The organism is Coleofasciculus chthonoplastes PCC 7420 (genome assembly GCF_000155555.1).
GTDB lineage: Bacteria > Cyanobacteriota > Cyanobacteriia > Cyanobacteriales > Coleofasciculaceae > Coleofasciculus > Coleofasciculus chthonoplastes_A.
This window is the reverse complement of record NZ_DS989843.1, coordinates 235910-258484: the sequence shown is the minus strand read 5'-3', so window position 1 is coordinate 258484 and position 22575 is coordinate 235910. Positions and strand designations below refer to the sequence as shown.

At 47.2% G+C, this 22575-nt stretch carries 13 protein-coding genes; 3 read left to right on the top strand and 10 right to left on the bottom strand.

Features of this window, described 5'->3' with window-relative positions:
• Positions 1 to 161: 161 nt before the first annotated feature.
• From MC7420_RS05025 to MC7420_RS05010, 4 genes are all read right to left on the bottom strand, one after another.
• The gene (locus tag MC7420_RS05025) at positions 162 to 1304 is read right to left on the bottom strand and encodes a CHAT domain-containing protein (RefSeq protein WP_006098856.1); all 1143 of its coding nucleotides are present in this window, start codon (positions 1302 to 1304) and stop codon (positions 162 to 164) included.
• Positions 1297 to 5772, bottom strand: a complete 4476-nt coding sequence (locus MC7420_RS34870; RefSeq protein WP_006098988.1) for a tetratricopeptide repeat protein — start codon at positions 5770 to 5772, stop codon at positions 1297 to 1299. The genes MC7420_RS05025 and MC7420_RS34870 overlap by 8 nt, the downstream gene beginning before the upstream one ends.
• Before the next feature lie 365 nt (positions 5773 to 6137).
• Positions 6138 to 8537 carry a CHASE2 domain-containing serine/threonine-protein kinase gene (locus MC7420_RS05015; RefSeq protein WP_006098935.1) on the bottom strand — a complete coding sequence of 800 codons (2400 nt, stop codon included), beginning with the start codon at positions 8535 to 8537 and terminating at the stop codon, positions 6138 to 6140.
• Between the two features lie 210 nt (positions 8538 to 8747).
• Positions 8748 to 11375: a GAF domain-containing protein gene (locus tag MC7420_RS05010; RefSeq protein WP_083798917.1), complete on the bottom strand. Its 2628-nt coding sequence runs from the start codon at positions 11373 to 11375 to the stop codon at positions 8748 to 8750.
• Between MC7420_RS05010 and MC7420_RS41150 the strand changes: the two genes are divergently transcribed.
• Positions 11363 to 11686, top strand: a complete 324-nt coding sequence (locus MC7420_RS41150; RefSeq protein ID WP_198016375.1) for a hypothetical protein — start codon at positions 11363 to 11365, stop codon at positions 11684 to 11686. The genes MC7420_RS05010 and MC7420_RS41150 overlap by 13 nt on opposite strands.
• Before the next feature lie 109 nt (positions 11687 to 11795).
• On the opposite strand, the gene recN is transcribed toward MC7420_RS41150, so the two are convergent.
• Positions 11796 to 13565: a DNA repair protein RecN gene (gene recN / locus MC7420_RS05005; protein WP_006098813.1), complete on the bottom strand. Its 1770-nt coding sequence runs from the start codon at positions 13563 to 13565 to the stop codon at positions 11796 to 11798.
• A 204-nt stretch (positions 13566 to 13769) separates the two neighbouring features.
• Here recN and MC7420_RS05000 point away from each other — a divergent pair, with 204 nt between their 5' ends.
• Entirely contained in the window at positions 13770 to 15833 is a 2064-nt protein-coding gene (locus MC7420_RS05000) for an ABC1 kinase family protein (protein ID WP_006098785.1), read from the top strand.
• Between the two features lie 26 nt (positions 15834 to 15859).
• Here MC7420_RS05000 and MC7420_RS39205 read toward each other — a convergent pair whose 3' ends face one another.
• On the bottom strand, positions 15860 to 16006 hold the full coding sequence (locus MC7420_RS39205) for a hypothetical protein (RefSeq protein ID WP_157453042.1): 147 nt from the start codon (positions 16004 to 16006) through the stop codon (positions 15860 to 15862).
• Between the two features lie 70 nt (positions 16007 to 16076).
• On the bottom strand, positions 16077 to 16364 hold the full coding sequence (locus tag MC7420_RS04995; RefSeq protein ID WP_006098780.1) for an RNA recognition motif domain-containing protein: 288 nt from the start codon (positions 16362 to 16364) through the stop codon (positions 16077 to 16079).
• Positions 16365 to 16675: 311 nt separating this feature from the next.
• Here MC7420_RS04995 and gcvT point away from each other — a divergent pair, with 311 nt between their 5' ends.
• Positions 16676 to 17800, top strand: a complete 1125-nt coding sequence (gene gcvT, locus MC7420_RS04990) for a glycine cleavage system aminomethyltransferase GcvT (protein WP_006098917.1) — start codon at positions 16676 to 16678, stop codon at positions 17798 to 17800.
• Positions 17801 to 18028: 228 nt separating this feature from the next.
• Here the strand turns inward: gcvT and MC7420_RS04985 are convergent, their stop codons facing one another.
• The 3 genes from MC7420_RS04985 to MC7420_RS04975 form a co-directional block, all read right to left on the bottom strand.
• Entirely contained in the window at positions 18029 to 18352 is a 324-nt protein-coding gene (locus MC7420_RS04985; RefSeq protein ID WP_006099031.1) for a hypothetical protein, read from the bottom strand.
• Positions 18353 to 18540: 188 nt separating this feature from the next.
• On the bottom strand, positions 18541 to 19761 hold the full coding sequence (locus tag MC7420_RS04980) for an aspartate aminotransferase (RefSeq protein ID WP_006099023.1): 1221 nt from the start codon (positions 19759 to 19761) through the stop codon (positions 18541 to 18543).
• A gap of 274 nt (positions 19762 to 20035) precedes the next feature.
• Complete coding sequence (locus MC7420_RS04975; protein WP_006098985.1) at positions 20036 to 22573, bottom strand: type I restriction endonuclease subunit R; 2538 nt, start codon at positions 22571 to 22573, stop codon at positions 20036 to 20038.
• Positions 22574 to 22575: the final 2 nt, after the last annotated feature.

The window sequence follows — 22575 nt, the reverse complement described above, 5'->3', positions numbered from 1 at the left end:
CTGGTTTTTCTGTGCCAATAATTTCTAGTTACCCCCTTTTTAAGGGGGGCTAGGGGGGATCTATTATCACGATATTATTGCAGTAGGTTTAGGTGTCTAACAGCCTTATAAAGGGCTAAAGCCCTGACTACAAACAATGAACGATGAACCCCATCTAATTCTTAAACACCAGATATCGTAAACGCCGCCCAGTAATACGGATGAGAATAAGGGGGATTATCATTTTCCATTCTATCTAGTAAATCGCGCTGGTCTTGCAGAACAAGCTGAAGCGATTTATATTGGGCAAGTTGAGGAATTACTTGATCTAACCACTCAATGAGTTGCTCACAATTCGCTGTTTTTAGCCAAATTTGAGCCGATTTTAGTGCCATTGGGGGCGATTGTCCCGCCTCAATGTGCTGGTAAAATTTGACAATTAATAAAGCGCTAGCCGCTGATTCTACTGTCCACAGGGGACTGATCACATAAGTTACCCCAGCTTTCAGAAAGGCGCTGACTAATCCTACATATTCATCGGTAATGGTTTCGTCGCCAGTCATCGCGGTTTCACAAGCACAAAGACAAGCCAGATAGTAATCTCTCAAATCCAGATGGATAATATCGGTTAATGTTAATTGGTCAGTATCGTGGAGGAATAGACAGGATTGAGCCGGATTGACGGAATTATAGGCTCCATGTCCGGTAAAGTGGAAGATATGATGGGGAGTTTGTAGAGATTGGCAGAGGGATTCACGAGTCGCGTTTGGGTTGGCGATTAGCGTAACCTGGGAAAATGGCTGACGAATTAATGCTGCTTCAATTTCAGCAAAGGGTAAGTCGGATAAGGGTGTGGCTTTTCCCTGAATGAATGGTCTACTTTTGGGATTTTCTACCAGTAATAAAGAATGGAGTGGGGGACAATTATCCGGAGTGTCATTAATCGGGAATTCTTCGCCATCGTCCCTATTTTCCTCATCCTCCAGAATTAACCGTAATTTAGAATAAGCGCTGGGGAGATAGGTACAGGTATAGTTCGGGAAAAAATAGTGCAGGGGGAAACGGTGCAAGTCGCGGTGGGGAATCAGGATAAGATTTTCAATCGGCTGATTTTGTAGGTATTCAATAATACCAGAGATATTCAGAATCGCCCTGAGTTCCTGGAAACTCTCCACCATTTGACGACGCCAAGGATGTTGTTTTTTATCGGTTCCGTTGGCTTTCTCCTTTGAACTCCGATACGCCTGATAACATTGATTCCATTCGGTTAACCATTTTTCCCAAGCCAGAACGTGCTGTAACGAGGCAGAACGCTGGTCATTCATATCTATCTATAAACCCTCTGCGAACCTCTGCGTTTCCCTCTGCGTTCCTCTGCGTTAAAACAACCTGCAACGCATCAGGTACTATCACAAACGTCGTTAACGCACTCGGACTCAAATGCCAATAAATCGCCGCCGTCGTTGGAGTTAAAAGACGTTGAATCTGGCGGTAATCCAGTTCCGGAACCTCCTCATATCCTAAGAACCAACGCAAACAGGTATTTTTTCCGGTTTCGGCGAGGGTTAAAGCACCAGCAATATCTCCTGACTGCATCGCTAAATCGACGGTTAATTGATTAAATAGGGCAGATTTGAGCGCCAGTTTTTGTTTTTGCGGCGTAGTTCGTTTGGGGTCAGCTAATAGGCGCTGTAATAGGTCAGCACCCCGACGCTGCAATTCTCGCGCTTCCTCAATTTCTCCTAAGTTTAGTAATACCCGAATCAAATCTTGCAGAACTTTGAAATGTAATTCTTCAAATTCAGGTGGCTTTAGGGTTTGTAGGGCGGTTTTGTAGCTAGTTTCTGCCTTGCGCCAGAAGGAATACGGGTTAATAGTTTTTCGACCTTGGAAATAATGCGCCCTGCCAGTTTGGTGATGTAAAACTCCCCAGCCTTCAGGATGAGTATCGCGACGAATGACGTTATCGAGTGGGGTTTGAAAGCTAGCAATTGCTCCCTCGTAACCGCGTAAATTTAGTTGAGGATTAGTCAGGGAAGGGTGATTGATAGAATCTTGAGCAATCTTGGTGATAACGTCCTCAGAGAGGGGTTGTTGGATGAGGTCAATTAATGTTTTGGAGGGCGGTTGCTGGATTATCTGGCTGAGTTGGGGTGAAGGGGGTTGTTCAAGTTGGTTAGTAACCTTGGGGAAATCAGTAAAAGTTTCTTTGAGTAAGGCAATGCTGGAGTTGAGAGAGGCTTGAAATAGGGCAAGATAGTGTTCTCGATTCGTGGCTTTTAGTGTAGGAATTAAGATATCAGGGGCTTTATTACGTTCTAAGCGAAAGCAGTCAGTAAAGTTTTGTTGCCAAAAATATTCATAACCAAATGATTCCATTGCTGCAACCCCCCGATTGCTCCACGCTTGGTAGTAATCAGGCTGGAGAGAAATTGCCTGGTCACAACTTGCCAGTGCTTCTTCATGTCGTCCTAACTCACCAAGCGCAATGCCCCGGTTTAACCAGTCTTGGTAGTCATCAGGTCGGAGAGAGATTGCCTGGTCAAAATTTGCCAGTGCTTCTTCATATCGTCCTAACTCACCAAGCGCAGCGCCCCGGTTATGCCAGGCTTGGTAGTCATCAGGTTGGAGAGAGATGACCTGGTCATCACTTGTCAGTGCTTCTCTGTATCTTCCTAAGTTACTAAGCATAGCACTCCGGTTAAACCAGGCTTGGTAGTAATCAGGTTGGAGAGAGATTGCCTGGTCCAAATTTGCCAGTGCTTCTTCATATCTTCCTAACTTAATAAGAACAAGACCCCGGTTGTCCCACGTTTGGTAGTAATCAGGTTGGAGAGAGATTGCCTGGTCAAAATTTGCTAGTGCTTCTTCATATCTTCCTAACTCACTAAGCGCAACGCCTTTTCCGCGCCAAGCTTGGTAGAAATCAGGTTGGAGAGAGATTGCCTGGTCAAAATTTGCCAGTGCTTCTTCATATCTTCCTAACTTAATAAGCATAACGCCCCGGTTGTCCCAGGCTGGGTAGTAATCAGGTTGAAGAGAGATTGCCTGGTCAAAATTTGCCAGTGCTTCTTCATGTCGTCCTAACTCACCAAGCGCAACGCCCCGGTTGTCCCAGGCTGGGTAGAAATCAGGTTGAAGAGAGATTGCCTGGTCAAAATTTGCCAGTGCTTCTTCATATCTTCCTAACTCACCAAGCGCAACACCCCGTTTAAACCAGGCGTGGTAGTCGTCAGGTTGGAGAGAGATTACCTGGTCAAAATTTGCCAGTGCTTCTTTGTGTCGTCCTAACTCACCAAGCACAACGCCCCGGTTGTCCCAGGCTGGGTAGTAATCAGGTTGGAGAGAGATTACCTGGTCATAACTTGTCAGTGCTTCTTTGTGTCGTCCTAACTCACCAAGCAAAACGCCCCGGTTAAACCAGGCTGAAGAGTCATCAGGTTGGAGAGAGATTACCTGGTCATAACTTGTCAGTGCTTCTTCATATCGTCCTAACTCACCAAGCAAAACGCCCCGGTTAAACCAGGCTGAAGAGTCATCAGGTTGGAGAGAGATTACCTGGTCAAAATTTGCCAGTGCTTCTTTGTGTCGTCCTAACTCACCAAGCACAACGCCCCGGTTGTCCCAGGCTTGGTAGTAATCAGGTTGGAGAGAGATTACCTGGTCAAAATTTGCCAGTGCCTCTTCGTATCGTCCTAACTTAAAAAGCGCAGCGCCCCGGTTGTCCCACGTTTGGTAGTAATCAGGTTGGAGAGAGATTGCCTGATCAAAATTTGCCAGTGCTTCTTCATGTCGTCCTAACTCACCAAGCACAACGCCCCGGTTGTCCCAGGCTGAAGAGTCATCAGGTTGGAGAGAGATTACCTGGTCAAAATTTGTCAGTGCTTCTTCATGTCGTCCTAACTTAAAAAGCGCAACACCCCGTTTAAACCAGGCGTGGTAGTCATCAGGTTGGAGAGAGATTACCTGGTCAAAATTTGTCAGTGCTTCTTCATGTCGTCCTAACTTAAAAAGCGCAACACCCCGTTTAAACCAGGCGTGGTAGTCATCAGGTTGGAGAGAGATTGCCTGGTCAAAATTTGTCAGTGCTTCTTCATGTCGTCCTAACTTAAAAAGCGCAGCGCCCCGGTTGTTCCAGGCTGAAGAGTAATCAGGTTGGAGAGAGATTGCCTGGTCAAAATTTGCCAGGGCTTCTTCATTCCGTCCTAACTCAAAAAGCACGACGCCCCGATTGTCCCAAGCTGGGTAGTAATCAGGTTGGAGAGAGATTACCTGGTCAAAACTTGCTAGTGCTTCTTCATTTCGTCCTAACTCACCAAGCGCAACACCCCGTTTAAACCAGGCGTGGTAGTCGTCAGGTTGGAGAGAGATTACCTGGTCAAAACTTGCTAGTGCTTCTTCATTTCGTCCTAACTTAAAAAGCGCAGCGCCCCGATTGTCCCAAGCTGGGTAGTAATCAGGTTGGAGAGAGATTACCTGGTCAAAATTTGCCAGTGCCTCTTCGTATCGTCCTAACTTAAAAAGCGCAGCGCCCCGATTGTCCCAAGCTGGGTAGTAATCAGGTTGGAGAGAGATTACCTGGTCAAAATTTGCCAGTGCCTCTTCGTATCGTCCTAACTTAAAAAGCGCAGCGCCCCGATTGTCCCAAGCTGGGTAGTAATCAGGTTGGAGAGAGATTACCTGGTCAAAACTTGCTAGTGCTTCTTCATTTCGTCCTAACTCACCAAGCGCAACACCCAGTTTAAACCAGGCGTGGTAGTCGTCAGGTTGGAGAGAGATTACCTGGTCAAAACTTGCTAGTGCTTCTTCATTTCGTCCTAACTTAAAAAGCACGACGCCCCGGTTGTTCCAGGCTGAAGAGTCATCAGGTTGGAGAGAGATTGCCTGGTCAAAATTTGCCAGTGCCTCTTCGTATCGTCCTAACTCACCAAGCGCAGCGCCCCGATTGTCCCAGGTTTTGTAGAAATCAGGTTGGAGAGAGATTGCCTGGTCTAAATTTGCCAGGGCTTCTTTGTGTCGTCCTAACATCCCCAGCACAACGCCTCTTCCGCGCCAAGCTTGGTAGTAATCAGGTTGGAGAGAGATTGCCCGGTCAAAACTTGCTAGTGCTTCTTTATGTCGTCCTAACTTAATAAGCACACCACCCCGGTTATCCCAGGGGTGGTAGTAATCAGGTTGGAGAGAGATTGCCTGGTCAAATTTTGCCAATGCTTCTTCATATCTTCCTAACTCATACAAGGTGACGCCCTGGTTAAACCAAAACTCTGCACCTGAAACTGTGGAAGAATTACTGACAGGAACCGACTCTTGATTATATCCAGAACCCTTTAAACCAGCCAATAGCTGATTCAACTTCTCAACCTCACTCAAACTCGCCCCTTGCTCATTCCCCCCCGCTATAGCCGATTCAGTTATCACAGAATTATCCGGTTCCGGCACAACCAACAACCCCTCTGCCAACTCCCGCGCCACCCGTGCCAATTCCCCAGTCGCCCTCTCTCCCAACCGCCTCAACCGCCGCGCCAACTCCTGATGCACCTCTGGCTGTGCCAACCAGCGCTGACCAAATTCCTGTAACCACTCCGCCAGCCGTTGCTGATGCACATTCCGACTAATCAAAAATGCCTGTAACTGTCCCCAAGTTTTCCCCTGCGCTACTTCTGCCAATAGCGCTAAAACCACATTCTCGTAGTCCAAATCACTGGGTTGAGTGGGTGGAGGTGGAGGCGTCGGCGGTTGACGTATAAACCAGCGTTTCAGCCAACGCCAGAGTTTAGCGAGTAACTTGAACATGGAATTGATGGCTGACGTTTCACGGTATCTGACCCCTCTGTAGGGGCGGGTTTCACCACTATCTTTTCGGTTGTACCCGGATGTCACTAAACCCGCCCCGACTGGGGTTTCACCACTTTATACTGTGGTCAAGATTAATTTTAAGATAATCCAGTGTTCAGTATCGTGGCAAAGGTGCGTTACGCTACCCTTCGGGAACGCTCCGCGAACGCTAACGCACGATGGCGGCGTGACCGGGTTAAAATAGGACTTTGTTTGTAGTAAGCACAAAGAGTGCTTTAACGCCTAGCTGGAGAGGGCTAAAGTTCCCTCACTACGAACTCAACCGTCGAAACCCACCAGCATACCAGTCAGTGGCATTCGCTCTAAGATTGAGGTGACAAGGTACTTAAATCCTCTAACACTTTTGTCACAGACTGATATCGATCCATGAAGTAGTAGCGCACCATTTTTTCTAATATTTCACCGAATTCGTCACTCACATTTGCCAAATGACGCCAGCTAATTTCCCCGGTCTCTGAATCCAGCACTAACTGGTGAGGAGGAATGCCTGTTAAAGCTTGAATCCCAATCACCCCAACCGCATAAATATCGCTGCTCAGAGTCGGGTGTCCAGCGTATTGTTCTGACGGTGCATAGCCACGAGTACCAACCGCCACCGTATTATGTTCCTGGGTATCGTGTTCCTGATCCAGTTTTTGTTGAGGTTGAATCTGTTTAACTGCCCCAAAATCAATTAACACCAATTGACCATCGGTTTGGCGACGAATAATGTTACTGGGTTTGATATCCCGGTGAATAACATTATGTTCATGGATAAACACCATAATTTCTAAGAGACCTTTGATTAACTTGACCACTTGCTCTTCTGGCATTCGCTTATCTACAGGTAACTCGTCGCTGAGTGAATCTCCTTTAATGTATTCTTCGACAAGATAGAATTCCCGACTTTCTTCAAAATATGCCAGCAACTGGGGAATGTGAGAATGTCTGCCTAACTTTTCTAAGATTTCTGCTTCTGTATGAAAGAGACGTCTGGCAATGGCGAGAAATCGTTCATCGCGACGGGCTGGTTTTAAATGCTTGACCACACACTTGGGTTTGCCCGGTCTGTGGCTATCTTCAGCTAAATAGGTGAGACCAAATCCCCCAGAACCTAGAACCCGATTAATCTTATAGCGTCCGGCTAAAAGGTTGGGATTGTCAGATGGTTTAACCGTTGGCGCGGGTTGGCTCACAGCTGCATCAGGTGTCCAAATTGCCGTTTCTCCATCCCCATCCTGCTGCGATGGGGCAATAGCCGTTTCTTCACTTAGGGTTACCTCTTGCTGTTCTGCAATCAGAGTCTGATCGTCATCTTCAGCCTCTTGAGTGGTTGGAGCAAAGCTGGTTCTATCTTGTAATAAACCCTGAAGGGCAATGAGATTATTTTCCTGTTCTTGGAGTAGACGGGCAAAATGGGCGCGTTCTTGCTGATTTTGGTAGGCGCTATAAGCCAAGACCCCTGTAGATGACATCACCAGTCCCACGACGGGTATCATCACCGGTATCCAACCTGCCTCCAGAAACACGATCAAGGATATACTGCCCAAAAGACCAATCGCTACTGTCTCAGCCAGCAGCAGTTGCCGGATATTGTGGGTGATGGATATCAGGATAGCGCCCGTCAATGACCAAAACCCGATCCAGACCACTTCTCCCCACTCAGGGATAAACCAAAACAGCTTGCGTCCATTGAGAACGGTACTGAGCAGTTGACTGACAATTTGACCATGAACAACTACTCCCGGCATTTTTTGCAGAACTTCCCCTTCGGAACTGTAGGGCGTGTAGAACAGATCATTTTCTGCCGGATCAGAAATCCCAATCAGGACGATGCGGTCTTTGACTAAGCTTGGATCAAGACGATCTTCGAGAACGTCTGTCAGGGTCACACTATCGGCGAGTTTGTCCGCAGAGCGGTAATTCAATAAAAGTTGATAGCCACCCGCATCCGCCTTTTGATACCCTCCTGACTTGGGCTTTAGGGGTTTGAAAACCACATCTCCCCATTTGAGATACTCTTGTTCGTCTTGGGTAATCGTTTGTGGTTCAATTCCTTTTTGTTCTAGGTAGTACCGGGCTAACTGAAAGCTAAAGGAAAGGCGGGTGCTACAACCTTCAGGAATTTCGGCATTGTGAAACAACAATGCCCGACGCACAACACCCCCTTCATCGATCGCTAAATCCGCAAAGCCAACCCGCTCCTGAGGCACAGCTTTCGGTGGGGGAGTCCCTCGCTTGGTTTCGTTCCCTAGCCGACAAATAGGAATGAGATTATCGCTGTTGTTAAAGAGTTGGGTTAATTCAGCGTTACCCGGAGGTATGGGAATATCCCGATACATATCCAAACCAACCACCGTCGGTTGATGCTGCTGTAGCTTTTGCAGTAGCTGCGTCATCACCGCATCAGTCATGGGCCACTGCTCTAGGGATTCAATATCCTGCTCCGTCACCTCAACCACCAACAGGCGTGGGTCAGGGGGTAAACTCGGTCGCAACTGCATCAACCGATCATAAGCATAAAGCTCCAATGGCTCCAAAAGCGCTAACTGGCGAGTCCCCAGCAACACACCTGTAACCGCCAAACTGGTTAGCAAGGCTGGATTTTTCCAGGTCAAACTACCAATGCGTTTAAGACGCGACCAAAAGGCAGAGAGCTTTGACCCTTCGCGACCCTCGTAGGGAACCTGGTTTTGAGATAACTCCCCACTAGTTTCCTTCACGTATCTGATTACTCACAACTAACACCTTAACGCTAGCAAGAATTTCCCTGAATTGTAGCCAACATCAACATAGAATTCAGTAGACACTGGTCTCTATTATGACTCAATGTGGGTTGAAAAATAATTCTCTGATTAGCGATAAATAAGTAGGGTGAGCAATGCCCATCCTACTCAAAAGAGTTCTCATTCTTGGGGTGCTAGTTGCTTGAATTACTTTTCAGTCATCGTGTAAGCCCCATCCCAGTCATCCGGTGGTGGTTCTTGGAGAAAATGTTGACACCGCTTCAGGTGTAATGCAGAGGCTTTATCATTTTTGTCAAATTCTTCCATGATAATGCCAAATTCACCCATCGCCCGGGTAAACTTCCGGTTGAGATAATGCTCCCGTCCTTTGTGGTAATGTTCAATAATTTCCTCTTTTTCGGCAGAAAGGGGATCAGAACGCAGTCCCACCAGTTCGTAAATTCTGACAGGCTTATTCTTGCCTTTGACGCGAATGCAATCGAGTTCCCGATACCAAATCCTATCCTGGCAGGGAGCAAAGGTATATTCGCTAATAATAATGTCACAGCCATATTGCTTACTGGCACCTTCTAGGCGGGAGCCTAAGTTGACACCATCGCCAATGGCGGTGAACTCCATCCGCTTACTCGAACCAATATTGCCGCTAATCACACTGTCCGAGTTAATCCCAATCCCAATTCGGATTTCTTCTTTTTTCTGTGACAGACGATTAGCATTAAAATCTGCCAATCGGTGGCGCATGTCCACAGCCGTTTGTACCGCTCTCCAGGCGTGATCGGGTAGGGGTAAGGGCGAACCAAATACCGCCATAATTGCATCGCCGATATATTTATCGAGAGTACCTTTCTGCTTGAAAATCGCCTCGACCATCGATTCAAAATACTCATTCAGCATTCCCACCACTTCTTCCGCTTGGAGTTTTTCGGTCAAAGTGGTGTAGCTACGAATATCAGAAAACAGCACCGAAACTTCTTTGCGATCGCCTCCCATTTTGGCATCACCCAGTTTCAGCAGTTCTTCTGCCAACTCCTGAGTCATGTACCGATACATTGTACTCTTGAGGCGCTTCTCATCACTGATGTCGTCCATCACCACCAACGCCCCATACACATTGGTCAGATCGCTAGTATCCGCAATGGAGTTAATCGACAAATGCACGCTATGCTCTTCATTGCTCGGCGTTAGCAACGTCTGATCGGGGTAGTACTGATTGCGGTCTTTCTCGCTTTTGGCATCTAAGCCATTCTGTAGTAATTGAGCAAAGCTGGCAAGGCTACCCTCTTTCTCTTTAATTTTGATCAATTCGGAAACTGATCGCCCTTCGATAGTATCTCCCTTACTAAAGCCCAACAGTTGCTTGGCACTTTCATTCGCCGCGATAACTTTACCGGCTTTGTCTGTAGAAATTACACCATTGGTCAGACTCCGCAGGATATCCCTCTGCATTTGCTCCTGCTGTTTAACCGTGGCAAACAGCTTTGCATTTTGCAGCGCCACACCCGCTTGGATATTAAAGGCTTCCATAAAAGCGACATCGCTTTGATCGAAACTCGCCTTCCAGCATTCGGGTGCGTCTTGTTCCTCTTTATCTGGATTGGGCTGGTAAGGAGGAAACTCTCCCTTCTTTTTCTTATTCACTAATTGAGTGACGCCAATTAACTCGCCATCGGCGTTATAGACTGGCATACACAGCAAGCTACAGGTGCGATATCCCGTATTGCGATCGGTTTCTCTGGCTTTCTCGGAATCGGGATGATTGTACAGGTCAAATGGGATATTCAGAATTTCACCCGTCAGCCCGACTCGACCCGCAAAACCAGCTCCGATGGGAACCCGCAGTTCTTTCATCGAGCCGCCAGACTGAGTAATCTTCGTCCACAAATCATTGCGTTCGTGATCAATCAACCACAAAGTCGAGCGATCGGCATTCATCAGCTCCTTAGCTTCCTCCATCACCCGCTTGAGCGTTTCTTCCAAGTCCAAACTGCTCTTACTCAGGGATTCAGTCGCTTTCATCAGAGCATTAGCCGCTCGCTGTTGCTGGGTTGCCAGGTAAAATGACTTGGACGATTCCAGAATCAGGCGGATGGAGGGGGCAAATTCTTCAAAAAGTTTCTGATCGGTTTCGCTAAACCCTTGTTTATCAATTTTTTCTTCTAAGGGTAAATCATCCTCAGGCTCATGATCCGGCTTTAGCTTATTCAGTAGCTGAACCACAGCCACCAAGTCTCCCTTCTCATTGAGTAAGGGCAGCGTCAGCATCGTATACGTCCGGTATCCGGTTGTCTTATAGAGTTTTTTAGACCCTTCTGATCGCCGATCATCGAAGAAATCGTAGGGATTATTGACAACTTTTTTCAACGTTGCCACTTCCCCAGCAATTCCCTGATCAGCCGGAATCCGAAGTTCTATGGTTTTTCCATTCTCACCCTCGGCGACGATCGAAAATAATTCATTTTTATTTTCATCCAGTAAAAATATCGTTGTCCGGTCTGCACCCAACAGCTCTGCTGTCTTCAAAGTGATGGCATTGAGCATCTCCTGAAGAATTGTCTCAAACCCTTGGCTGTCGAGGAGCATGGACAGGGTTTGATGAACAACTTCGAGCTTCTTTTCCACCCCCGTAACAACTTCTTTGAAGCTGTCTTGAGTCAGGGGCGCAAGAAACGCCGTAAATGTTCCATTAGTGGCCGCTAGGGCACCAGCAGAGGCAGGTTGATGTTCATGCGCTCTTTGGTCGTCAGTATAGATTGGTGTTATATCAACGGTATCTCCATTGTGATCCGCAGACCTGGGTGAAAATGCAGCTGTCATATTTCTCGTTAGGGTCAGAGAACATTCCTGGCATACGAATAAGATTACTCTATCAGTTAAAGTTTTACCACTCAGGTTTATTTTATTGGCAAGATGAGGGAGCTGGGGAAGCTGGGGGAGCTGGGGAAGCTGGGGAAGCTGGGGGAGATGGGGGAGCTGGGGAAGCTGGGGAAGCTGGGGGACTAAATTTCTATTGCCTAAGCTGTCATGCATTTAAATTGGGTATTAGTAGCGAGCAAGATGCAAAGCCTGCGGCATGGCTTCGCTTAACGCACTACAAGGATTGCGCCATTATTGATATTAAGTATTAAGGTTTAAATGCCGAACAGCTTATTGCCTATTGCCTATTGCCTATTGCCTGTTCCCTGTTCCCTATTCCCTGTTCCCTGTTCCCTGTTCCCTGACGAATGACCATCTCCATTAATTCTGACGCCAATGACGGGCTTGGGTCAACAGCGAATCAGCAAACGTCATGGCTTCTTGACCCGATTGTCCACCCGCTAGCTGGGCAATTTCTTCCTGGCGGTGAGAATGATGATCGAGGCGACTGACGCGAATAACGGTACGCAGGTCAATCTCAGAAATTCCCTGATCAACGAGCGTGTTTGTCTGCTTAGTTTCGGGTAAGAGGGTTTGATCGATCACCTGTTTATCGACGCGGAAATGTCGATCTGCCATGGCGGCGATGATGGGTTGGTGAGTCACACACAAAACTTGATTCTGCTGGCTCAGGTGATGAAGTCGTTCCGCGATCGCACTGGCTACCCGCCCCGATACCCCAGCGTCAATTTCATCAAAAATTAAGGTCACGCCTTGGTCACCACTATTGGACAAACAGGCTTTCAATGCCAGTAAAAAACGGCTCATTTCCCCCCCCGATGCCGTTGCTGCTAACGGTTGTAGAGGTTCCCCTGGGTTGGGAGATAAATAAAACGTGACTTGATCCGCACCAGTCACTGTCGGCGTGATGGGTGTGATCGCGACCTGAAATTGTACCTTTTCCATGGCTAGAGGCTTCAGTTGCTCCACCAGACGCTGTTCCAGTTCCTCGGCTGCGACTCGACGTAACTGGGTGAGCTGATTACAATATTCTGTTAAGATTTCCTGACATTGACGATAACTTTTTTCCAACTCATCCAAGGATTGACCATTACCCCGGAGTTCAGCCAATTCTGAGGTCAGTTTTTCGTAATGAGCGATCGCATCGGCTAACGTGGGTCCATATTTCCGGCAAATTTGTTTCAGGGCGCGGATGCGTTCTTCCACCTCTTCTAAACGTTCGGGATCAGTTTCGAGTCCATCCCCATACGCATTAATTTGGTGAGAAGCTTCTACCACCTGCGCTAAAGCCCCACTGACCAATTCTAGGATGGGTTGTAATTGGCTGTCGTATTGCGCCATATCACTCAACGTGGTTTCGGCTTCCCCTAATAAATCGGCGCAGGCAAATGCACCGCTGTCATTTTGGTAAAGTGACTGATAGACCTGATAACTGTGCTGTTGAAGTTCTACGACATGAGTTAACCGTTGACTCTCTTGTTCGAGTTCGGTAAGTTCATCCGGATCAGCAAGATCAGCGGCGCTCAGTTCCTGAGTTTGATACTCTAGCCAATCGAGACGTTGTAGACGCTGCTGTTCCGACTGACGCCGTTTTTGCAGGGCTTGCCAAGCGTCCTGAGATGCCAGATAAGCCGTAGTCACTTGATCAAGGTGTTGTTTGATCGGGAAACCGCCGAAAAAGTCAAGCAGTCGCCGCTGGCGAGTTGAGGCAAAAAGCTGTACTGTTTGACCTTGGGCGGTAATTTCCACCAAGCGATCGCGTAATTGTTCCATCAAGCGGCGATTCACCAAAATCCCATTAATTCGCGATCGCGATCGCAGGGAGTTCTGTTTAGCCGTAATCTCTCGACTACAGACCAAATCCGCTTCATCAAGTAAATCAATTTCCTGTTCACTCAACCAAGCCATCAACGTCCCATCGATGCGAAACGTCGCCTCAACCAGCGCCCGTTTTTCCCCGGTGCGAATCAAGCGATGGGTGACTTTTCCTCCCAACGCGACATCAATGGCATCCAGAATGATTGACTTGCCAGCACCCGTTTCGCCCGTCAAAACATTCAGACCCGCCGCAAATTCCAATTCCAGTTGGTCAATTAAGGCAAAATTTTGAATCCGTAACGATAGCAACATAACATTTTCATCCAATAGTTAGAGAAAGCGGTTAAAAGACGAAATAAGTCATAAGTTATAAGTGGATACTACCGTGCCGATCGAGCCAACCTTGTTCCTTAATCATGAGTCCTGATCAGGATAAACTGAATGGCGTGGTATCTCAATCATTTTTTTGTTACAATTCTTTACAGAGCCGCTCCTGTTGGTGAATCCTGAATAAATATGAATCTTAAAACAATTTCTCCTGCCTCTCCCCAGCCAGATTCAATCGCCGAACTCAATCCCTCAGTGGAATCCTTACCCCCTGAGCCAATTGTGGTTGAGTATGAACAGACGCCGTCCCCGGGATCAGCGCTACCACAGGAGTGTTCGGAAAACCGAACCGAAACGCTGCGCTATGATCCAGTAGCGATTGAAGCTCAATATGGACGCGCACCGCTACAAGTCTTAGGACGGCTACTCAGGATTACTTTACCCACGGCTGCCTTTGCCTTAGGGCTATGGTGGGATCGGATACGAGGTCGCCGACAGATCAAAGAACGGCGGCGAGCGATTCAGTTGCGGGAACTCTTAACCCAACTCGGACCAGCGTATATTAAGGTCGGGCAAGCACTTTCGACGCGACCTGACTTAGTACCACCCCTCTACTTAGAAGAGTTGGCGTTGCTACAAGATCAACTCCCTCCCTTCCCCAATGAAGTCGCTTTTCGATTCATCGAAGAAGAACTAGGCGATCGCCCCGAAGAAATTTATGCCGAACTGACCTCATCGCCTGTAGCCGCCGCCTCCCTAGGACAAGTTTACAAAGGGAAACTTAAAACAGGGGAAACCGTCGCCGTCAAAGTGCAGCGACCAGGTTTAGCACGGCGCATTGCCTTGGACGTTTATATATTACGCCGCCTCGCTCAGTGGGTACAAAACAATGTTAAGCAGGTGCGGAGTGACTTGGTTGCCATTATGGATGAGTTTGGCACCCGCATCTTTGAAGAGATGGATTATACCCAAGAAGGGTGTAATGCTGAACGCTTTGCCAACCTTTACGGTCACCTTCAGGATATATATGTACCCAAAATTTACTGGCAATATACAGGACGGCGTGTCTTGACAATGGAGTGGGTCAGTGGTACTAAACTGACTAATCTGGAAGCAATTAAAGCTCAAGAAATTGACGCCAAGTATTTAATTGAAGTTGGCGTGCAATGTTCACTACGTCAACTATTGGAGCATGGATTTTTCCATGCTGATCCCCATCCCGGAAATTTACTAGCCACGCCGGAAGGCAAGCTGGCTTATCTGGATTTTGGGATGATGAGCGAAGTCAAACCCTATCAGCGTTATGGGTTGATTGAGGCGGTTGTTCATTTAGTCAATCGGGACTTCGCAGGTTTAGCTCATGACTATGTAAACTTAGAGTTTCTGTCGGAAGATACGGATTTAACCCCAATTATTCCAGCGCTTGCTAATGTTTTTAACAATGCCTTAGGCGCTAGTGTTGCCGAACTCAATTTCAAAAGTATCACTGACCAACTCTCGGAAGTGATGTATGAATATCCATTTCGAGTTCCCGCCTACTATGCCCTAATTATTCGTTCCTTGGTCACATTGGAAGGGATTGCGATTAATGTTGATCCGAATTTCAAGGTTCTCAGTAAAGCTTATCCTTATGTGGCGAAACGTTTGTTAACAGATTCTTCCCCACAATTACGCGCTTCTCTAAAAGACTTACTCGTCAAAGACGGTAATTTCCGCTGGAATCGTCTGGAAAATTTATTGCGGAATGCCGCCAATTCTCAAGATTACGATTTGAATAAGGTTTTAAATCAAACGTTAGAATTTTTATTCTCAGAACGTGGAGTTTTGATTCGAGACCAATTGATCGAGGAAATTGTCAAAGCCGTCGATATGTTTGGACGTCAAACCTTTGATAATGTAACTGAGTCTCTGCGCCAACGAGTGGGATTACAGCAAAAAACAGAATCCACTAGCAAAGTCGTAGAACTACCGCAAAGTGCAGAGCATATCAAACGAATTTGGCAAATTCTGCAAGATACGCCCGGTTTCGATCCCTTCCAACTTGCCCCCCTTGTTCCTCAATTTTTGATGAAGCCAGAAACTCAGCAAATGGGACAAAAAATTGCTGGCGGTTTAGCCCAACGGGTGATGGCACGATTAATTCGGGAAGTTTTACTTCAGGAGACTCAAAGTCAAGGGGAAAAGCCTTCTAATGGTTCTAGCGTCAAGAGAGCACCCAAACTCGTCCTGCCACCAGCCGCCGCGATTCACTGACATGCTCCCGGTGGGCAATGCCCACCCTACGGTCTATTAAGTTTCGGCGATCCTACAATGCTGATATGAATAAATTTAGTTTTGAGCCGGAAATTTATTTCCCGGCTCTTTTCTAATTCTATAGCAATAGACACATCGATTAGGACGTTCGGCATCATGTAGAGACGCGCCATGGCGCGTCTCTACATAAATGATGTGTCCTAACAGCCATGGCGGTTGCTATAATTGAGTGAATTAGAATTATTAATGACGCGAAAAGTTACCGTTTTTGCGGTTACCGCCTCTGTTTTCGCGAGGTCTGGCTTTATTCACCTTCATATTGCGCCCCATCCATTCAGCCCCATCGAGTGCCTCAATAGCGGCTGTTTCTTCATCGTCTGTTTCCATCTCTACGAAACCAAAACCCCGAGGACGTCCGGTTTCACGATCAGTGGGTAATTGCACCCGCTTGACAGCACCATAGTCTGCAAAGACAGCACTCAGGTCTTCTGCAGTAACGTCGTAGGATAGGTTGCCTACGTAAATTGACATGATTGTCTCCAAGCTCAAAGTTGTATAAAGATGAGGGTATCGGAGACAAGTCTGTCAAGTCGAAAGGAAAAAAGCCAATCTGTACTAAACACAAACACTGAAACCGAACACATTCTCAATGATTAAGCTAGCACAGGCTTGCCAATTTGGGTACGGATATCAAATTCTTACTGTTCGCCAATCTTAACCGTCAATTTTAATGAAAGTCCGACTACTTATCGATACCTTGGCGCGATCGCAATTTACCAGATCAGCGGTTAATGTCAGACAACTCGGTAGAATATGAAAGACATTGTGACTCAAGACTATCTGTGGCTAAGCCAAAACCTTCTCTTGCAAGAACTCCTCTGTTTGACCTCGCCGTTGAACAAAATGCCCGCTTCACTGGCTTTTCGGGTTGGGAAATGCCAGTCCAATACAGCAGTATTGGACAAGAACACGAAGCAGTACGCACCGATGCGGGAATGTTCGATATCTCCCACATGGGAAAATTTGCTTTTACCGGGAAGCAGCTATGGCAAGCGTTACAGCGATTAGTCCCATCAGATTTGAGTCGATTACAACCGGGTCAAGCTCAATACACGGTATTGTTGAATCCTCAAGGGGGCATCATTGATGATGTGATTGTTTACCACAAAGGGGAGGATGAAACGGGCGAATCGCAGGCGATGATGATTGTTAATGCGGCAACCTGTCAGAAGGATAAAGAGTGGTTGTTAGCACAACTGGAGAACACCGAGGTAAAATTACTAGACCTTTCCCAGGAAAACATCTTGATAGCCCTACAAGGATCTCAAGCTGAGACTTACTTACAGCCGTTTGTCCAGGAAGACTTAACTTCACTGAAATCCTTTGGACATCTCAATGCAACGATTCTAGATCAACCCGGATTTATCGCCAGGACAGGGTACACTGGCGAAGATGGGTTTGAGGTGATGGTTAAACCGGAGGTTGGGGTACAACTGTGGCGTCGTCTGTTCCAGGCTGGAGTGACTCCCTGTGGTTTGGGAGCAAGAGATACGTTGCGACTAGAAGCAGGGTTGGCACTTTATGGACAAGATATTGATGATACGACGACTCCCCTAGAAGCTGGTTTAAGTTGGCTGGTACATTTAGACCGTAAAGGCGATTTTATCGGGCGTTCTGTACTAGAAGCCCAAAAAGCCAATGGTGTGGAACGTCGGTTAGTGGGGATTGAAATGCAGGGGCGACATATAGCCCGTCACGGTTACTCGGTACTATCTGAGGGACAAGTCGTGGGAGAGATAACGAGTGGTACCTATTCACCAACACTAGGAAGAGCGATCGCGCTTGCCTATTGTCCCACATCCCTCGCCAAGAGGGGTCAACAGTTAGAGGTAGAAATTCGCGGTAAGACTTATCCCGCCGTTATCGTCAAAAAACCCTTTTATCGCGCCAAAAAACCTTCGAGTTAGAAACCAAAATTTTTCGGTCATTCATTCCAGTTCCCTCCCCTTGACAAGGGGAAGGCTAGGGAGGACACATCATTTATGTAGAGACGCGCCACGGCGCGTCTCTAACACAGTTCGTTTGTCCTAATAGATGTGTCTACTGCTATATCATTGCTCCCTCATCTCCCCCATCTCCCCCATCTCCCCCATCTCCCCCATCTCCCCCTCACCTCATCACTTATTCAGCAGCCCCTAGATATGATTATTTTGAGAAGGACTAGGAAAATTGCTGGGCTGGATTTGCTGAAGGCTTTCTCGTTCTGCCTCTAGATCTATATTAATTTTCAGCAGCATTTCATGTTCAGCATTTTGTCGTTGATAGAGCCGCTGAATTTCTCGTTCAAACTGTTCTCGTCCCTCTTGAAAAAAGTCAGGATAAGTGGTTAAAGCGCGGATAAATTGGGAAAATTGCTCAGAATTTAAAGATTTTTGATCGGCTACAGCTTTTTCCGGTTGTTGCCATAGCCCAATCGCAAATACCAATGTTGTGGCGATGAGAAAGCGGGTTAATTTCATGTAGTAGCAATCCTCCCCCTGACGAATGTCCTATCTTTATTCTGTCAGGGCAGAACAATTGGCAGCATCCATCAACAGGATGGATTGATATCACCTGATTGGATTATGTCATTTGTCATTTGTCATTTGTCATTTGCTCTCCTAATCCCTTACCTCCCATCTCCCCGCACTTCTACTCCTCGCTCATGTCATCCATCTTTCTGTGATCCAGAGGCTACAGCTTCGGCTTGATAGCGAATCCCGGCTTGCTTCAGACGCCGCAACACCTCAGCCAAGCGATCGCACTCCGCAATCAAACTTACCCGCACATAGCCTTCACCGCCCACACCAAAGGCATTTCCGGGCGTCACCACCACACCTGTTTGCTGGAGAATATCCAGGGCGAAATCCGTTGAATTTTGACCCGGTGGACAAGGCACCCATAAATACATTGTCGCCTTTGATTTAGGAATCTTCCATCCCAATTCCGCTAACCCTTGAATCAAAAAATCTCGGCGACGACAGTAACGTTCTTGCACCTGATGCACATAACTATCAGGTAAGTCTAATGCCGTTTCTGCGGCGGTTTGTAATACGGCAAAAATCCCATAATCTAAATTTGTTTTTAACGTCCGCAATCCTTGAATAATATGGCGATTTCCGACAACAAATCCAACCCGCCAACCTGCCATATTATAAGTTTTTGATAAAGTATGAAATTCTACGCCAATCTCCTTCGCGCCCGGAATTTCTAATAAACTCGTGGGTTGATAGCCATCAAATGCTAGTTCGGCGTAACATAAATCATGCACCAACAGAATTGAGTAACGACGGGCAAAAGCCACAATTTCCTCAAAAAACTCACGGGGAGCCGTCGCTGTTGTTGGATTATTCGGATAGTTAAAGTAGAGAATCTTTGCCCGTTGCGCCACATCCTCAGGAATAGCGGCTAAATCAATCAACCAATCATTTTCCGGCTTAAGGATCATGCTGTGAATTTCAGCCCCAGCAATCAAAGGACCTCGGAAATGAGCTGGATAAGCCGGACTTGGCACTAATACCAAATCCCCTGGATTGACATAAGCTAGGGCAAGGTGAGTCAATCCTTCCTTAGAACCCAACAGGGGTAGGGCTTCGCTATCAGGATCGAGAGTAACTTCATAGCGACGGTGATACCAACTGGTAATGGCGTGGCGAAAATCTGCCGTTCCTTCAAAGGGGGGATAGCCGTGGTTAATTGGATGATTCAGGGCGGTGATAGCGGCTTCAATCACGGGTGCAGGTGCTGAACCGTCAGGATTCCCCATGCCTAAATCAATTAAATCTAACCCTTGCTCACGGGCACGGGCTTTGAGTTCATCCAAACGAGCAAACACATAAGGGGGTAAAGCACTCAGGCGCTTTGCTGGGGTAATCCAATCTAAGTTCATTCAAAAATGCAGCGTTCCTAACCTAGAAAATTATATCGGCATTATCGGAAAATCGCTTAAGCTCCCAGAATTTTTGCCCTCAAGGGCTAAATCCGGGTTTATGAGGGCTTGCTGTATAAGCTGTTGCTGCATTCAGATGGGGATACCTAGATTTCTCAAAGGCAACAGGTAACAGGCAACAGGGAATACACAATTTAACAATCAAGGGTTGGACAACAATCCAAGATTCACAAAGAAACCGTAGGGGTACGGCATTGCCGTGCCTTTCCTACCATTATTTAGCTGGGTTGTTTCTGTCGGCTTCGAGGATACGGATAATACTGGTTTCTAAAGCGCGTTGGAAATCAGCATCAGAGGCATAATTTCTGTATAGGGTTAGTTCGTTACGGCGTTCTTGGTTGATGGCTTGTTTGATCAGTTTTGAGATAGCTAAACGGCTATTTTGGGTATCAGGATTATTCACAACTTGGGTTTGATAGTTGGGATTGGTGGCGACATGGCGGGCGAGTTTGACTAGCTTGATTTTTTGTTCCTCTGGGGTGGCATTCCATTGTCCAAAGAAGCGTTGGTTAAAGGTGGCGATAATTTCATCGAGGGGGTCATGGTGTTTTTCGTCTTCGTGGTAGCCTCTCGGATTGGGATTTTGGGGGTTAATTTCGCGGCTATCTGCGTCTAGGGGTATGGCTTGATTCAGAGTAACTCGTTCGATACCGTAGGTGGTTAGGTCTACGCTATTCAGGAGTTCGTCAAGTTGGTCGTGTTGGGGATTCCGCACATGTAGTTTAGGGATGAGGAATTTGAGAAACCAATGCAGTTTTTCCCAGTGGAGGTTATTGAAGGGAATTAGACAGGCGAGTTGGGCGTAAATTTTGACAAACTGTTTTGCTTTAATTTTAAAGTCGATTTTGTCGGCGTCTTCTAAGTCTAGGTCATGGTTAAACCGTTGGGCGGCTGTATCAATAATTGGGCTGAGTTGTTCGGCGTCTGCACCGTTGAAAAAGTGGTGGTTAAAGTCCTCGATTTCAGAAGTTTCGTAGACGCCTACATCGTCTAGGGCTTCTTTGAGGTCATGGAGAACATTAACGTCGGTGGCTTCGCTGAGACTGGTGGCGGTGTAGAAGGGGGCAAAGGCGGTTCTGATATCGTCGGTGGTGTTATAGAAGTCGAGGATAAAGGTGTCGGTTTTACCGAGTTTATTATTACAGCGATTTAGGCGGGAGAGGGTTTGTACGGCGCGGACGGATTGGAGTTTTTTATCGACATACATGGTGTGCAAAAGGGGTTCGTCAAATCCGGTGAGGAATTTGTTGGCGACGATGAGGAGGCGATATTTGTCGTCTTTGAAGTTGTCTTCGATGTCTTTACTGGGAAACCCATTCAGGCTGTCTTCGCTGTATTCGATACCATCGACAGTCTTTTTGCCAGAGAATGCGACAATGGCTTGGAAGGTGGCGTTATGCTGTCTCAGTCGTTGCTGAATCTGGAAATAGTAGCGGATAGCGGCGCTAATGCTACGGGTAACCACCATCCCTTTGGCTTTGCCTTTCATTTTCTTGGGGTTGACGACGTTTTCTAGAAAGTGGGTGACGATGATTTCGGCTTTGCTGGCGATGGTGTCTTTGTGTCCCTCAACGTAGGCTTTGAGTTTTTTCTGGGCGGTGGCGGTGTCAAAGAGGGGATTGGCTTGGATGGATTTTTGAATCTCGTAGTAGCTTTTGTAGGTGGTGTAGTTGGCGAGGACATCCAGGATGAAGCCTTCTTCGATTGCCTGTTTCATGGAGTAGAGGTGGAAGGGGGCAAAGCCACCATCGGGGGTGGGTCTGCCAAATTTTTCTAGGGTGGCGGGTTTGGGGGTGGCGGTAAAGGCAAAGTAGGAGGCGTTTTTGCTGAGTTTACGCCCTTTCATCACCTGGAGGATTTTATCTTGGTTGTCTTCTTCTTCCTCGTCGTCTTTATTAATGGTTAGGTTGAGGGTGTCGGCGGAACGTCCACTTTGGCTGGAGTGGGCTTCGTCAATGATGACGGCAAAGCGGTTATCTCCTAAGTTCTCGATTTCTTCAACAATGAAGCGGAATTTCTGAATGGTGGTGATGATGATTTTTTTGCCCTCTTCTAGGGCGGTTTTCAGGTCGCTGGAGTGTTTGGCGTGGGCGATGATATTTTTGATTTCGGAGAAGTCGCGGATGTTGTCCCGCAGTTGTTTATCCAGGTTTTGGCGGTCAGTCACGACAATAACGGAGTTAAATAGGGGGTCTGTACTTTGTTGGGGGTAAAGTTGGATGAGTTGGAAAGCCAGCCAGGTGATTGAGTTGGATTTACCAGACCCGGCGGAATGTTGAATTAGGTAGGTTTTCCCTGTGCCGTTTTGTTGGGCATCGGCTAGGAGTCCTTGTACTACGTCCCGTTGATGGTAGCGGGGGAAAATGAGGGTTTTTTTGGTGAGGGGGTCTTTGGGTTTGCCTTCGAGGAGGACGAAGTGTTCGAGGATGTTGGCGAGGCTGGGGCGGGTGAGGATGTCTTGCCAAAGGTAAGCGGTTTTATGTCCGTTGGGGTTGACGGGGTTGCCTTTGCCGTGGTTATGTCCTTTGTTGAAGGGAAGGAAGTAGGTGTTTTTTCCGGCGAGGCGGGTGGTCATCCAGGCTTCATCGGTGTCGAGGGCGAAGTGAACCAAACAGCGACCAAATTGAAAGAGGGGTTCGTTGGGGTCACGGTCTTGATATTGGGTTTTGGCTTTATAAACGGTTTGGTTTGTCCAAGGGTTTTTGAGTTCAATGGTGATGATGGGTAAGCCGTTGAGAAAGATGAGTGACATCT